The following is a 13,157-nucleotide window of genomic DNA, read 5'->3' on the forward strand; positions in this document are numbered from 1 at the left end:
ATATATGAAAAAGAGGTTGCTCTGAATCAAATAGTGCGTTAATACAACATGCATAAAGCACGGATGTGCGGATGTGGTGAAATTGGTAGACACGCTAGACTTAGAATCTAGTGGCGTGAGTCGTGGGGGTTCAAGTCCCTCCATCCGCACCAAAAAACAAGTTTCTACTAACTTGTTTTTATTGAGTGAAATAAAAAATCCGTTTACAATTATATAAGAACCCGGCTTGGGTAAAATACATTTTGACCGAGAGGATGGCCTAGCTTATGCAGGTTACTGAAACGCTTTCTGAAAGCCTCAAGCGTGGCTTTACAATCGTAATTAAAGAAACTCAACTTGCTGAAAAAAGAAATGCACGTTTAGCAGAAATGGGGCATCAAATGAATATTCCAGGATTCCGTCCTGGTAAGATTCCTTTGGCCGTTGTTAAACAACGTTATGGTGAAACAGTACAGAATGAAGTTCTGAATGATGCTGTTGGAGATGCAGTCAAAACAACCCTTGAAGAAAGAGGTTTACGCGCAGCTGCTCAACCACAAATTACCCTTAAAGAAGGGTATAAAGAAGGCGATGATTTAGAGTTTTCTTTTGAAGTTGAGTTGATTCCCGAATTTGAAGTGCCAGATTTCAAAGGGATCAATTTAACGCGTCTAAAAGCTAAACCTGATGATGAAGCTTTGAATAAAGCATTGGAATCAATTGCTCAACGCCAACGTGACTATAAAGATATTGAAGAAAAACGTCCTGCTGCAAAAGGCGATGTTCTTGTTGTTGATTTCGTTGGTAAAGTTGATGGTGTTGCCTTTGACGGTGGCACAGCAGATGATGTTAATGTTGAAATTGGTGGTAGCGGATTTATTCCTGGATTTGCTGAGCAAATCGAAGGCATGACCCCTGGTGAAGAAAAACAAATTACTGTTACTTTCCCCGAAGATTACCAAGCACCTAATCTTGCAGGTAAAGAAGCAACATTCGATATTAAAGCCAAAGGGTTAAAAGAAGCAGCAACCCCAGAAATTAACGATGAATTTGCAAAAAAGGTCGGATTGGAAAGTCTAGATAATTTAAAAGATCTCGTTGGAAAGCAAATTTCATCTGAATATGACCAAATGTCTCATATGAGACTAAAACGTGATATTTTGGATGTATTAGCTGAAAAAGTTTCTTTTGAAATTCCAGCAGGTTTATTGGATGCTGAATTCAATCAAATTTGGCAACGTATCGAAGCCGACCGTAAAGAGGGTCGTCTTGATGAAGAAGATAAAGCAAAAGACGAAGAAACGCTTAAAGCAGATTATCGTAAAATCGCAGAACGTCGCGTTCGTTTGGGCCTGTTATTAGTTGAAATTGGACGTTTGAATTCAATTGCAGTTACTGACGAAGAATTAACCCAAGCAATGCGTAGCGAAGCCATGCGTTATCCTGGTAAAGAAAAAGAAGTTATTGAATTCTTCCAAAAAAATCCTCAAGCAATAGATTCTTTGCGTGGTCCAATTTACGAAAATAAAGTTATTGATTATATCTTGGAGCTTGCAACGATTGAAGATAAAGAAGTAACTGCTGAAGAACTTGCTGAAATGCCAGCTTCCAAAGTTTAATTCTTTGTTGAATAAGTAAAATGAATGTCTAGATTTGCGTCTAGACATTTTTTTTTTTGCTTTTTATGCTGTGTTGAATTAAATATCTATTTTGATTATCTATATGTATAAAGTACGCATAATGTATAAATTACACATAGATAAATAAAGTATCGTCTAACTTTAGGAAAAAATTGATGAGGGATTCCCACCCGTTGGAAATTTATGATAATGCACTCGTACCTATGGTTGTTGAGCAAACATCAAGAGGTGAGCGTGCATTCGATATCTATTCACGTTTGTTAAAAGAAAGAATTATCTTTTTAACAGGGGCTGTTTATGATCAAGTAGCTTCTTTGATTTCAGCACAGTTGTTATATTTAGAAAGCGTTAATCCTAAAAAGGAAATTTCTTTTTATATTAATAGCCCGGGTGGTGTGGTTTCTGCAGGTTTAGCTATTTACGATACAATGCAATATATTCGTTGCCCTGTCAGCACAGTTTGTATTGGACAGGCAGCTTCTATGGGATCCTTGTTATTGTGTGGTGGCGAAAAAGGTCAGCGCTTTGCGTTACCCAATGCTCGTGTAATGGTGCATCAACCTTCTGGTGGTGCACAAGGACAAGCAAGTGATATTGAAATTCAAGCAAAAGAAATCCTAGCCATTCGCAAAAGATTAAATGAGATCTATAATGTTCATACAGGTCGAACACTAGAAGAAATTGAGCAGCGTCTCGAAAGAGATAGCTATATGTCTGCAGAAGAAGCAAAAGATTTTGGAATTATCGATCAGGTTGTTACAAAGCGTGATGTTGATCTATCTATAGATAAATAAACAATGATTTTCCCTCTTGGTTAAATTCTCTTTAATAAAGTATGTTTGGTGGTTATTAAAGGGTAGGAGTACAAATGACTGATAAGAAGAATGATTCCAAAAATGCACTCTACTGCTCTTTTTGTGGTAAATCTCAACATGAAGTTCGCAAATTAATAGCTGGCCCAACAGTGTTTATTTGTGATGAGTGTGTTGAATTATGCATGGATATTGTGCGTGAAGAAAATAAAACTCAGATTACAAAAGATCAGGGAAGTTTACCCACACCGAAAGAAATCTGTAAAATTCTTGATGATTACGTAATTGGACAAGGCGATGCTAAGAAAGTATTGTCTGTGGCAGTTCATAATCATTACAAGCGATTGAATCAAGCTGAAAAGTCTGGCGATGTAGAAATTGCAAAATCTAATATTTTGTTAATTGGTCCAACAGGGACTGGGAAGACATTGTTGGCTCAAACATTAGCTAGAATCCTAGATGTTCCTTTTACAATGGCAGATGCAACCACATTAACTGAAGCAGGCTATGTGGGTGAAGACGTTGAAAATATTATTTTGAAGCTATTGCAATCAGCTGATTATAATGTTGAACGGGCTCAACGTGGTATTATTTATATTGATGAAATCGATAAAATTACTCGTAAATCAGAGAATCCTTCGATTACTCGCGATGTAAGTGGTGAGGGTGTACAGCAAGCCTTATTGAAAATTATGGAAGGTACAGTTGCTTCGGTTCCTCCACAAGGTGGACGTAAGCATCCTCAGCAAGAATTTCTCCAGGTTGATACAACCAACATGCTGTTTATTTGTGGTGGTGCCTTTGCAGGTCTGGATAAGATCATCAGTGCTAGGAGTGTTGGTTATGGTATTGGGTTTGGTGCAGAGGTTCAATCAGCCGACGATCATAATATTGGTGCTCTATTCCGCCAGCTGGAATCAGAAGATTTGATGAAATTTGGATTGATACCAGAATTTATCGGTCGTTTGCCAGTAATCGCCACCCTTGATGATTTAGATCAAAAAGCATTGGTTCAGATTTTAAGAGAACCTAAAAATGCGTTGGTCAAGCAATATCAAAAGCTTTTTGAAATGGAAAATGTTCAATTAACATTTTCTGATGAAGCGGTTGAAGAAATCGCTAACAAAGCGATTGAACGTCGTACTGGGGCTCGTGGATTACGATCAATTTTAGAAACTATTCTGCTTTCAACAATGTTTGAATTGCCTGATTTAAAAGATGTTTCTGAAGTCTTGATAAGTAAAGAAGTGATTAATCGTCAAGCTGAACCTGTTTATGTATATGACAAATCAAAGAAAACCGATAAAACTGCTTGATCTTTGTGCATAATTTGACAAGATAGAAAGGATCTATTTCGGTAGATCCTTTTTTTATTGATATGTTAATAATAACATATCGAAATAAAATTTGCAGGTGGTATTATTGTAATTTTCTGCAATTATGCTTATATTTGAATAGAAGTTATAAATACCGCTTGAGCCTTTAATCAGTGTTACAACATAGCTTTTGAATTTTGCTACTCTTTAGTTAGTCATATTTTCATTAACAAAAAGATATTAATAAAAGGTAATTATTATACAATAAAGCGTGCCAATTTTGGGCGCTTTGTTTTAAAAAGATCGTCCAATGAGGAGGTCATAGTTTATGACAGAAAAAAAAGATAACACTTTAAGCAATGATATTGAAGTGGAACAAACAGATGTACAAGAACAGACAAATTCAGGGTTAATTGCAGTATTACCTTTGAGGGATATTGTTGTTTTTCCTCACATGATTGTTCCTTTGTTTGTGGGACGGGAAAAATCGGTAAAAGCGCTGGAAAAAGTTGAAAGTCAACGCAACCAAATTTTATTGGTTTCTCAAAAAGACGCATCCCTAGAAGATCCAACCGAAAATGATATTTATCATTTTGGTACCGTCGCGTCGATTCTTCAAATTCTAAAGCTGCCAGACGGAACGATTAAAGTTCTAGTAGAAGGATTTCAAAGGGCAAGGGTCAAAACACTTTATGATCGTGAAGCTTTTTTCGAGGCTGATATTGAGATTATTGAAGAAGTAGATAATGAATCAAACAAAGAGCTTGATGCTTTACAACGAACGGTCACGACTCAATTTGAGCAATATATCAAATTAAATAAATCCATTGCTCCCGAAGTTCTGGTGGCGGTTAATCAGATCGATAATCCATATAAACTTGTAGATACGATTACCAGCCATTTAAATCTTAAAGTTGCCGATAAACAAACCATTTTAGAGACGATTCCTGTTGAAGAACGTCTTGAAAAGCTACTTGAACATTTGGAAGCAGAGCTAGGGGTTTTGCAGGTTGAAAAACGCATTCGAAATCGCGTTAAGAAACAAATGGAAAAAACTCAGCGCGAATATTATTTGAATGAGCAAATGAAAGCCATCCAAAAAGAGTTGGGCGAGGGGGAAGATGGCAAAGATGAATTGTCTGAACTCGAAGAGAAAATCAAAAAGACTCGTTTAAGCAAAGAGGCAAGAGATAAAGCATTATCCGATCTTAAAAAATTGCGCACTATGAGTCCAATGTCCGCAGAAGCGACCGTTGTAAGAAATTATTTAGATTGGATCGTGGGGATTCCTTGGAAAAAACGTTCTAAGATTTCAAGAGATCTAAAAAATGCAGAAAAAATTTTAAATCAAGATCATTACGGTCTAGAAAAAGTAAAAGAACGAATTCTTGAGTACCTAGCGGTTCAAGTTCGAGCCTCCAAACTCAAAGGGCCGATTCTGTGCTTGGTTGGTCCCCCTGGTGTGGGTAAGACTTCTTTGGCACGCTCTATTGCCAAAGCGACGGGTCGTGAATATGTGCGTATGGCTTTGGGTGGTGTACGTGATGAGGCAGAGATTCGTGGCCATCGTCGGACGTATATTGGTGCAATGCCAGGTAAAATCGTACAAGGCATGAAAAAAGCTGGCACTTCGAATCCCTTATTTTTATTGGATGAGATCGATAAGCTTGGTTCAGATTGGCGCGGTGATCCTACCTCAGCTTTATTAGAAGTATTGGATCCAGAGCAAAATTCAACCTTTGCTGATCATTATCTAGAAGTCGACTATGATCTTTCTGATGTAATGTTTATTACAACGGCTAACAGCTACAATATGCCTCAACCATTATTAGATCGTATGGAAATCATTCGTCTTTCCGGATATACAGAGGATGAAAAGGTTGAAATCGCACGTCGTCATTTGATTAAAAAGCAAGGTGAGGCGCATAATCTTAAGCTAAAAGAATGGTCTGTATCTGATGATGTGCTTCGTGAGCTGGTCAGAACTTATACGCGAGAGGCTGGCGTTCGTAACTTAGAGCGTGAAATTGCTAAGATTGCTCGTAAGATTGTTCGCAAAATTGTTGTGGGTGAATGCGATCATGTTGCTGTTACTCTCGATAATTTAGAGGGTTATGCAGGTGTTAAGCGATTCCGTTATGGTGAAAGTGAAAGTGAAGACTTAATCGGAATTGTGACTGGTTTGGCTTGGACGGAGGTCGGTGGTGATATCTTACACATAGAAAGTGTGACTGTACCTGGTAAAGGCCAAATTAAACACACGGGTAAATTGGGCGATGTGATGCAAGAGAGTGTTGTGGCGGCACTTTCTTATGTAAAAAGCCGAGCATTCCAATTTGGAATTAAACCAGAGCTATTTGATAAGAAAGATATTCACGTTCATGTGCCAGAAGGGGCTACTCCTAAAGATGGTCCTTCTGCTGGTGTCGCTATGGCAACCAGCATTGTCAGTGCGATGACTGGGATACCTATCCGTCGCGATGTGGCGATGACAGGGGAAATTACACTTCGTGGTCGTGTGTTGGCAATTGGTGGGTTAAAAGAAAAGTTGCTAGCTGCTTTGCGTGCAGGAATTAAAACGGTTTTCATTCCAAAAGAGAATGAAAAAGATTTGATTGATGTTCCAGAAGTCGTTAAAAGCAATCTAACAATTATTCCTGTTTCTAATGCCGATGAAGTGATTATCAAAGCATTGATTCGTCCATACGAATCTATTGAACCAGATGAAACAGCAGAATCGATAAAAATTGCTGATACATCTGCTCAAGAAGTGCCTTTGACACATTAAAATGTGATGATCTTGCAACCTGGCATGGAATAAATGTAAGAAAAAGCCTGTTGAAGCACAGAGAATGGTTGACGTTCAGCCAAAGTGCTTCAATAGTCTTGAGTATGGATTAATGATACAGTCCAAAAGATATAATTTTTTGTATCCTCACTATAGTGGAAAGATAAAATAAATGGAAAAGCCGCTTAATAAACAAGAACTCGTTGCTGCTGTTGCAGAAAAAGTTGATCTATCAAAAGCAAAATCTGCAGAGGTTGTAGATGCAGTGTTGAGCACAATTGAAGAAACACTTGCTAAAAAACAAGAAGTGCGTCTTGTTGGTTTTGGTAGCTTTGTCACCGCAACACGTAAAGCAGCAAAAGGTCGTAACCCTCGTACAGGCGAAGAGATTGATATTCCAGCATCTATTTCTGTTCGTTTCAAACCTGGAAAATTACTAAAAGAAGCTGTTAGCAAATAGTTTCAAGTTATTTGAAAAAAACGACTAGACAGACAACGGCTTCGATGCTATGAAGTCGTTGTTCTGTTAAAAACGTTAAGTTCAAATAGAGCAAGGGCGATTAGCTCAGTTGGTAGAGCATCTCGTTTACACCGAGAGGGTCGGCAGTTCGAGCCTGTCATCGCCCACCATAAAATTTTAAGGCAGTGTTAATGCTTTGAAATAGTGACTAGTCTGTAAAGACGAAAATACCCTGCGCGGGTGTAGCTCAGTTTGGTTAGAGCGTCGGCCTGTCACGCCGAAGGTCGCGGGTTCGAGCCCCGTCACTCGCGCCATTAAAAGTTTGTTATTTTTCTTTAAAAATAATGGGCGATTAGCTCAGTTGGTAGAGCATCTCGTTTACACCGAGAGGGTCGGCAGTTCGAGCCTGTCATCGCCCACCATAAAGTTTTAAGGCAGTGTTAATGCTTTAAAATAGTGACTAGTCTGTAAAGATGATAATACCCTGCGCGGGTGTAGCTCAGTTTGGTTAGAGCGTCGGCCTGTCACGCCGAAGGTCGCGGGTTCGAGCCCCGTCACTCGCGCCATAATAATATATAAATTAAAAGAATCTTATTCATATCAATATAAAATTCCTAATAAAGATATTTACTTTTTTCAATTTGTAATTTTCAGATTTCAAATTTATTTTATGATTTTGGGCATATGGCGTTGTATTCTCAATTATCTGATCTTTAAAAACGGATTTTTTGATGAAGACAAATATCAATTTTTATACAAAGACTATAATGTAAGTCAGTAAGACTGGTATTGATACGAAATGAATTTTTGTATAGATGGTTGTGACGCTTTACTAATATTATGTAATACATTTGTCTGTCAGCAAAAACTTAAAATTATTAATAGAAAGCCTCGATAGCACACGAAATCATCAAATTCTAAAAGCTTAATTTATTGTTATTATTTTTGAAAAATAAAGAATTTTCTACAAAATTAACGTGAAGGGTTTCGTTATATTAAACTGAATGAACTGTTTAATTGATGAGTAATAAATATTTTATTCGAAGTTATGTAATGAGTTTGACTATAACGTTGATATAGCTATCATTAATGTACATATTTATATTTAAAGAGGTCTGTTTAGTTGATGGATTTTTAATATGTATCTGTAAAAAATACAGATTAGCAGTATAATTTTATTTTATTGTCTGTTATAAGATTAACAATATTCAATATTTGTTGATGATGTTAATTATTATAGAAGCTAAAGAGTTATCTCATGCAAGCTATTTTAGGTAATTATTTACCAGTGCTGATTTTTGGAGTAATTTCATTAATTATAGCATGTGCCATGTTAGGGGCGGCGTTATTTTGTGCCAAACAAAAACCTTATGCTGAAAAAAATTCTCCTTATGAATGCGGATTTCCAGCGTTTGAGGATGCACGTCAATTATTTGATGTTCGCTATTACCTAGTAGGCATCCTATTTACTATTTTTGATCTTGAAATGGTGTTTTTGTTTCCGTGGGCATTAACGCTTTCAAAAATTGGAATGTTTGGTTTTTTTTCAATGCTTGCTTTTCTAGTCGTTTTAACCGTTGGTTTTATATACGAATGGTGCAAGGGCGCATTAGAGTGGGACTAGGTTCACAAAGAGTAAGTGCGTAACTATTAAACAGATTTATATCTGTAAATGAGATTGTGATGAATCAGAATACAACAGAAAACTCTGGTCTTGAAAAAGTCTATTGGAATCAGGATGCTTTGCCGCCAGGGTCAGAGCAAGATGCCGTTATAAAAGGTATTACTGGGGCAATTACAGACAAAGGGTTTGTGGTTGCAAAGCTGGATCAATTAATTAACTGGGGCAGAACAGGCAGTCTTTGGCCGATGACTTTTGGGTTGGCTTGTTGTGCTGTTGAGATGATTCATGCTTATATGCCACGGTATGACTTAGATCGTATGGGGGTTGTTCCGATGGGATCACCTCGTCAAGCAGATGTGATGTTGGTTGCAGGAACCGTAACCAATAAAATGGCTCCTGCTTTAAGACGTTTGTACGATCAAATGTCTGAGCCTCGTTGGGTTTTGTCTATGGGGTCTTGTGCGAATGGGGGGGGATATTATCATTATTCTTACTCTGTCGTCAGAGGGTGTGATCGTATTATTCCTGTTGATGTTTACGTACCGGGTTGCCCACCAACGGCAGAAGCTTTGATTTACGGGATTATGTTGCTCAAGAAGAAAATTCAACGGACAGGGACAATTATTCGTGGTTGATCATATTGATACATATAATAAAAGCTATGTAAATACACCTCGTTTGGAGGCGATTGGTTTTATGTTATGTACCTCTGTCAAAGGGGTTATTAAAACTGATTTCGAGCAAGATGAGCTTGTTGTGCTGGTTGAGTTAGATCATCTTGTGGATTTGCTTATTTTGCTCAAAGAGCACCCCTTATGTCGTTATGAACAATTAATGGATTTGTGCGGTGCCGATTATCCGCAACGTGCAGATCGCTTTGATATTGTTTATAATCTACTATCTGTTTCATTAAATCAACGCATTCGAGTAATTACGCATACCGATGAGCAAACTCCTGTTCCTTCTGTTCGTGATTTATGGAAATGTGCAGATTGGTGGGAACGCGAATGTTATGATATGTTTGGCGTTTTATTCTCTGGTCAACCTGATTTGCGTCGTATTTTAACAGATTATGGTTTTGATGGTCATCCTTTACGCAAAGATTTTCCTTTAACAGGATATGTTGAGGTGCGCTATGATGCTGATCAAAATAAAGTGGTTTATGAACCTGTTAAACTAACACAGGATATGAGAGATTTTGACTTTGATTCTCCTTGGGAAGGTTTAGTTACCTTGCCAGGTGATGAAAAAATTCATGAGAAACGTCAAAATATTAAGCCGTATTCTTTGTAATAACATGCAGTGTAGTCGGCAAAAGGATATTTGATGAGTAGTGAAGTTTTAAAAAAAGAATTGGCAACCAAAACAGAGGAATTAAATGCTCAAGTAAAGCAAAATATTTCTCGAGTTTTATCTGGTGATTCTCATACGTTGAATTTTGGCCCTCAACATCCATCTGCACATGGTGTGCTGCGTGTTGTGATGGAATTAGAAGGGGAAGTTATCAAGCGTGCAACACCGCATATCGGTTTGTTACATCGTGGAACGGAAAAATTACTAGAGCATAAAGCGTATCATAAAGGTTTGCCTTATTTTGATCGTCTAGACTATGCTTCACCAATGAGTGAAGAGCATGCTTATGTTCTTGCGACTGAAAAGTTATTGCGTGTTGACGTGCCTGATAGGGCAAAATGGATACGTGTTCTATTTGCAGAAATTACCCGTATTTTGAATCATCTGTTGAACGTAACGGCGATGGGCTTGGATTGTGGTGCGATGACACCCGCATTGTGGGCTTATGAGGAACGCGAAAGATTAATGGAATTCTATGAAGGCGTATCTGGTGCACGTTTTCATGCTAATTACTTCCGTCATGGCGGTGTAGCAAAAGATTTACCAGCTGGTATGGAAGATAAAATTGGTAAATGGGTTCAACATTTTCCAAAGATTGTTGACGACATAGAGGGTCTTTTAACCAATAATCGTATTTGGAAACAAAGAACGGTTGGTATTGGTGTTTGCACAACTGAGGAAGCATTATCTTGGGGCTTTTCAGGTCCTTGTTTACGTGCATCTGGTGTGCCATGGGATTTGCGTCGTTCTCAGCCTTATGATAATTATGATAAGGTTGAATTCCAAGTCCCAGTTGCCCGCCAAGGTGATTCTTATGATCGGTATTTAATCAGAATTATCGAGATGCGTGAAAGTGCGAAAATCATTGAACAATGTTTAAATAAAATGCAACCTGGCGCAATTAAGGTTGAAAACGAAAAGATTTCACCACCAAAGCGTAAAGATATGAAGCATTCTATGGAAGCTTTGATTAATCATTTTAAACTTTATAGTGGCGGGTTCCATGTTCCTGCTGGGACAACATACACAGCAGTAGAAAGTCCTAAAGGGGAATTTGGAGTTTATTTGGTTGCGGATGGTGGAACAAAACCATATCGTTGTAAAATACGCCCAACTGGTTTCTCTCATTTGCAAGCATTGGGTGAGTTGTCGCATCGTCATATGTTGGCTGATATGGTGGCGATTATTGGCTCTATGGATTTGGTTTTTGGTGAAGTGGATAGATAGGGCGTTATGTCAGAGAAATCTATGAATATACAACCTGCTGAATTTACTTTCGATCAGGAAAGCGAACAGCAAATTGAAAAAATACTAACAAAATATCCAGCTGCACGGAAAGCTAGTGCTGTTATTTCGTTATTATACGTGGTTCAAAATCAGATGAATCGTCAAACCAAAAGCGCATGGGTTCCAAAGGTTGCGATGTCTGTCGTTGCAAAACGCTTAGAAATCTCACCTGTGCGTGTTTACGAAGTTGCAACATTTTATACAATGTTCAATTTGGAACCTATTGGTCAGTATCATCTGCAAGTTTGTGGAACAACGCCTTGTTGGTTGCGAGGCTCAGATGATATTGTTACGGCTTGTAAAAATGCAACTGGGATTAAGGAATTTGGACAAACCAGTAATGATGGTATGTTTACACTTTCCGAGGTTGAATGTTTAGGTGCGTGTGCGAATGCGCCAATTTTGCAGGTTGATCATGATTATTATGAAGATATGACGGCAGAGAGCACGACTAAATTAATTGACCTATTGCGACAAGGGAATAAGCCTGCACATGGTTCAATGATTGATCGTTTTAACTCTGCACCCATAGGTAAGAAATTTTCACAAAATACAGAGGCCAAAGATGTTAAGTGATAAGGATCGTATTTATCTTAATTTACATGGCCAAGATGATTGGAAATTGGCAGGCGCACGCCGCCGAGGTGATTGGGATAATACAAAAGACATACTTGCTTTGGGACGTGAAACAGTTATCAAAACTGTTATTGATTCTGGTTTACGTGGTCGTGGTGGTGCAGGGTTCTCTACTGGGTTAAAATGGTCTTTTATGCCTAAAAATGAAGGACCATTGCCCCATTATCTTGTTATTAATGGCGATGAGTCTGAACCAGGTACGTGTAAAGATCGTGAAGTCATGCGGCATGAACCGCATAAAATTGTTGAAGGTGCTTTATTGGCTTCTTTTGCAATTGGGGCTCATACTGCGTATATTTATATTCGTGGTGAATATTATAATGAAGCAAATCGGTTGCAGGCTGCGATTGATGAGGCTTATGAAGCAGGTTTGATCGGAAAAAATGCCTGTGGCAGTGGTTGGGACTTTGACTTTTATATTCACCGTGGTGCAGGAGCTTATATTTGTGGTGAAGAAACGGCTCAGCTGGAAAGTTTGGAGGGCAAAAAAGGGCAACCTCGCCTGAAGCCACCTTTTCCTGCGGGTAAAGGATTATATGGTTGTCCAACAACCATTAATAACGTCGAAAGCATTTCTGTGACACCAACAATTTTGCGCCGTGGGTCTGCCTGGTTTGCAGGAATTGGTCGTCCAAATAATACTGGACCAAAATTAATGGCTATTTCTGGTCATGTAAACACGCCTTGTGTTTTTGAAGAGGCTTTGGGTCTACCAATCAAAGATGTTATTGAAAAGCATGGTGGTGGTGTTCGTGGTGGATGGGATAATTTATTAGCAGTTATTCCAGGTGGTACCTCAATGCCAATGTTAAACAAAGAAACCTGTGAATCTACTCTATTCGACTTTGATGGTTTACGAGACGCTGGCTCTGGTTTAGGGACTGCATGTATGGTGGTGATGGATAAATCAACGGACATTATTCGTGCAGTAACATTACTTTCAAAATTTTATAAGCATGAAAGTTGTGGACAATGTACACCATGTCGTGAAGGTTCAATCTGGGTTCTGAAAGTTATGCAACGCATGACCGAGGGGCGTGCAGAAATTGAAGAAATTGATATGTTGATGGATGTTACCAAAAACATTGAAAACACAACAATTTGTGCAATGGGAATGTCCGTTGCTTGGCCTGTTCAAGCATTAATTCGTAATTTTCGCCCTGTAATGGAACAACGGATTATGGATTATAAAAAATCACGTGGTGGGACCTCACAAATCCAGGTTCCAAGTGATGCGGCAATAGGGAGCTTTTAGGTAAGGG

Annotated in this window: 11 protein-coding genes and 5 tRNA genes; all 16 read left to right on the forward strand. The window is 38.4% G+C overall.

Translation table 11 applies throughout. From position 1 onward, the window contains the following. The first annotated feature begins 67 nt into the window (after nucleotides 1–67). Nucleotides 68–152 (forward strand) — tRNA-Leu (locus tag PQG52_RS03265). A gap of 114 nt (nucleotides 153–266) precedes the next feature. Beyond that, nucleotides 267–1,598, forward strand: coding sequence for a trigger factor (gene tig, locus PQG52_RS03270; protein WP_271827891.1), 1,332 nt, complete (start codon nucleotides 267–269; stop codon nucleotides 1,596–1,598). A 176-nt stretch (nucleotides 1,599–1,774) separates the two neighbouring features. Further along, nucleotides 1,775–2,413 carry an ATP-dependent Clp endopeptidase proteolytic subunit ClpP gene (gene clpP / locus PQG52_RS03275; protein WP_271827892.1) on the forward strand — a complete coding sequence of 213 codons (639 nt, stop codon included), beginning with the start codon at nucleotides 1,775–1,777 and terminating at the stop codon, nucleotides 2,411–2,413. A 74-nt stretch (nucleotides 2,414–2,487) separates the two neighbouring features. Further along, on the forward strand, nucleotides 2,488–3,747 hold the full coding sequence (clpX, locus tag PQG52_RS03280) for an ATP-dependent Clp protease ATP-binding subunit ClpX (protein WP_271788879.1): 1,260 nt from the start codon (nucleotides 2,488–2,490) through the stop codon (nucleotides 3,745–3,747). Nucleotides 3,748–4,075: 328 nt separating this feature from the next. Beyond that, entirely contained in the window at nucleotides 4,076–6,535 is a 2,460-nt protein-coding gene (gene lon / locus PQG52_RS03285; RefSeq protein WP_271827894.1) for an endopeptidase La, read from the forward strand. Nucleotides 6,536–6,707: 172 nt separating this feature from the next. Further along, nucleotides 6,708–6,995 (forward strand): HU family DNA-binding protein, encoded by a 288-nt coding sequence (locus PQG52_RS03290; protein ID WP_008853656.1) that lies wholly within the window; start codon nucleotides 6,708–6,710, stop codon nucleotides 6,993–6,995. Between the two features lie 94 nt (nucleotides 6,996–7,089). After that, nucleotides 7,090–7,165: transfer RNA gene (locus tag PQG52_RS03295), tRNA-Val, on the forward strand. 66 nt (nucleotides 7,166–7,231) lie between these two features. Further along, a tRNA-Asp gene (locus tag PQG52_RS03300) sits at nucleotides 7,232–7,309 on the forward strand. Nucleotides 7,310–7,341: 32 nt separating this feature from the next. Then, nucleotides 7,342–7,417, forward strand: a tRNA-Val gene (locus PQG52_RS03305). Nucleotides 7,418–7,483: 66 nt separating this feature from the next. Continuing rightward, nucleotides 7,484–7,561 (forward strand) — tRNA-Asp (locus tag PQG52_RS03310). 692 nt (nucleotides 7,562–8,253) lie between these two features. Then, nucleotides 8,254–8,619, forward strand: a complete 366-nt coding sequence (gene ndhC / locus PQG52_RS03315; protein WP_271788877.1) for an NADH-quinone oxidoreductase subunit A — start codon at nucleotides 8,254–8,256, stop codon at nucleotides 8,617–8,619. A gap of 59 nt (nucleotides 8,620–8,678) precedes the next feature. Beyond that, nucleotides 8,679–9,254, forward strand: coding sequence for a NuoB/complex I 20 kDa subunit family protein (locus tag PQG52_RS03320; RefSeq protein WP_271788876.1), 576 nt, complete (start codon nucleotides 8,679–8,681; stop codon nucleotides 9,252–9,254). A 61-nt stretch (nucleotides 9,255–9,315) separates the two neighbouring features. Beyond that, complete coding sequence (locus PQG52_RS03325; RefSeq protein WP_271828174.1) at nucleotides 9,316–9,912, forward strand: NADH-quinone oxidoreductase subunit C; 597 nt, start codon at nucleotides 9,316–9,318, stop codon at nucleotides 9,910–9,912. Between the two features lie 33 nt (nucleotides 9,913–9,945). After that, nucleotides 9,946–11,199, forward strand: a complete 1,254-nt coding sequence (locus PQG52_RS03330) for an NADH-quinone oxidoreductase subunit D (protein WP_271827896.1) — start codon at nucleotides 9,946–9,948, stop codon at nucleotides 11,197–11,199. Between the two features lie 6 nt (nucleotides 11,200–11,205). After that, complete coding sequence (locus tag PQG52_RS03335; RefSeq protein WP_271827897.1) at nucleotides 11,206–11,835, forward strand: complex I 24 kDa subunit family protein; 630 nt, start codon at nucleotides 11,206–11,208, stop codon at nucleotides 11,833–11,835. Further along, entirely contained in the window at nucleotides 11,825–13,150 is a 1,326-nt protein-coding gene (gene nuoF / locus PQG52_RS03340; protein WP_271827898.1) for an NADH-quinone oxidoreductase subunit NuoF, read from the forward strand. Before PQG52_RS03335 ends, nuoF begins: the two co-directional genes overlap by 11 nt. Nucleotides 13,151–13,157: the final 7 nt, after the last annotated feature.

Source organism: Commensalibacter communis, from assembly GCF_947179105.1.
GTDB classification, from domain to species: domain Bacteria; phylum Pseudomonadota; class Alphaproteobacteria; order Acetobacterales; family Acetobacteraceae; genus Commensalibacter; species Commensalibacter communis.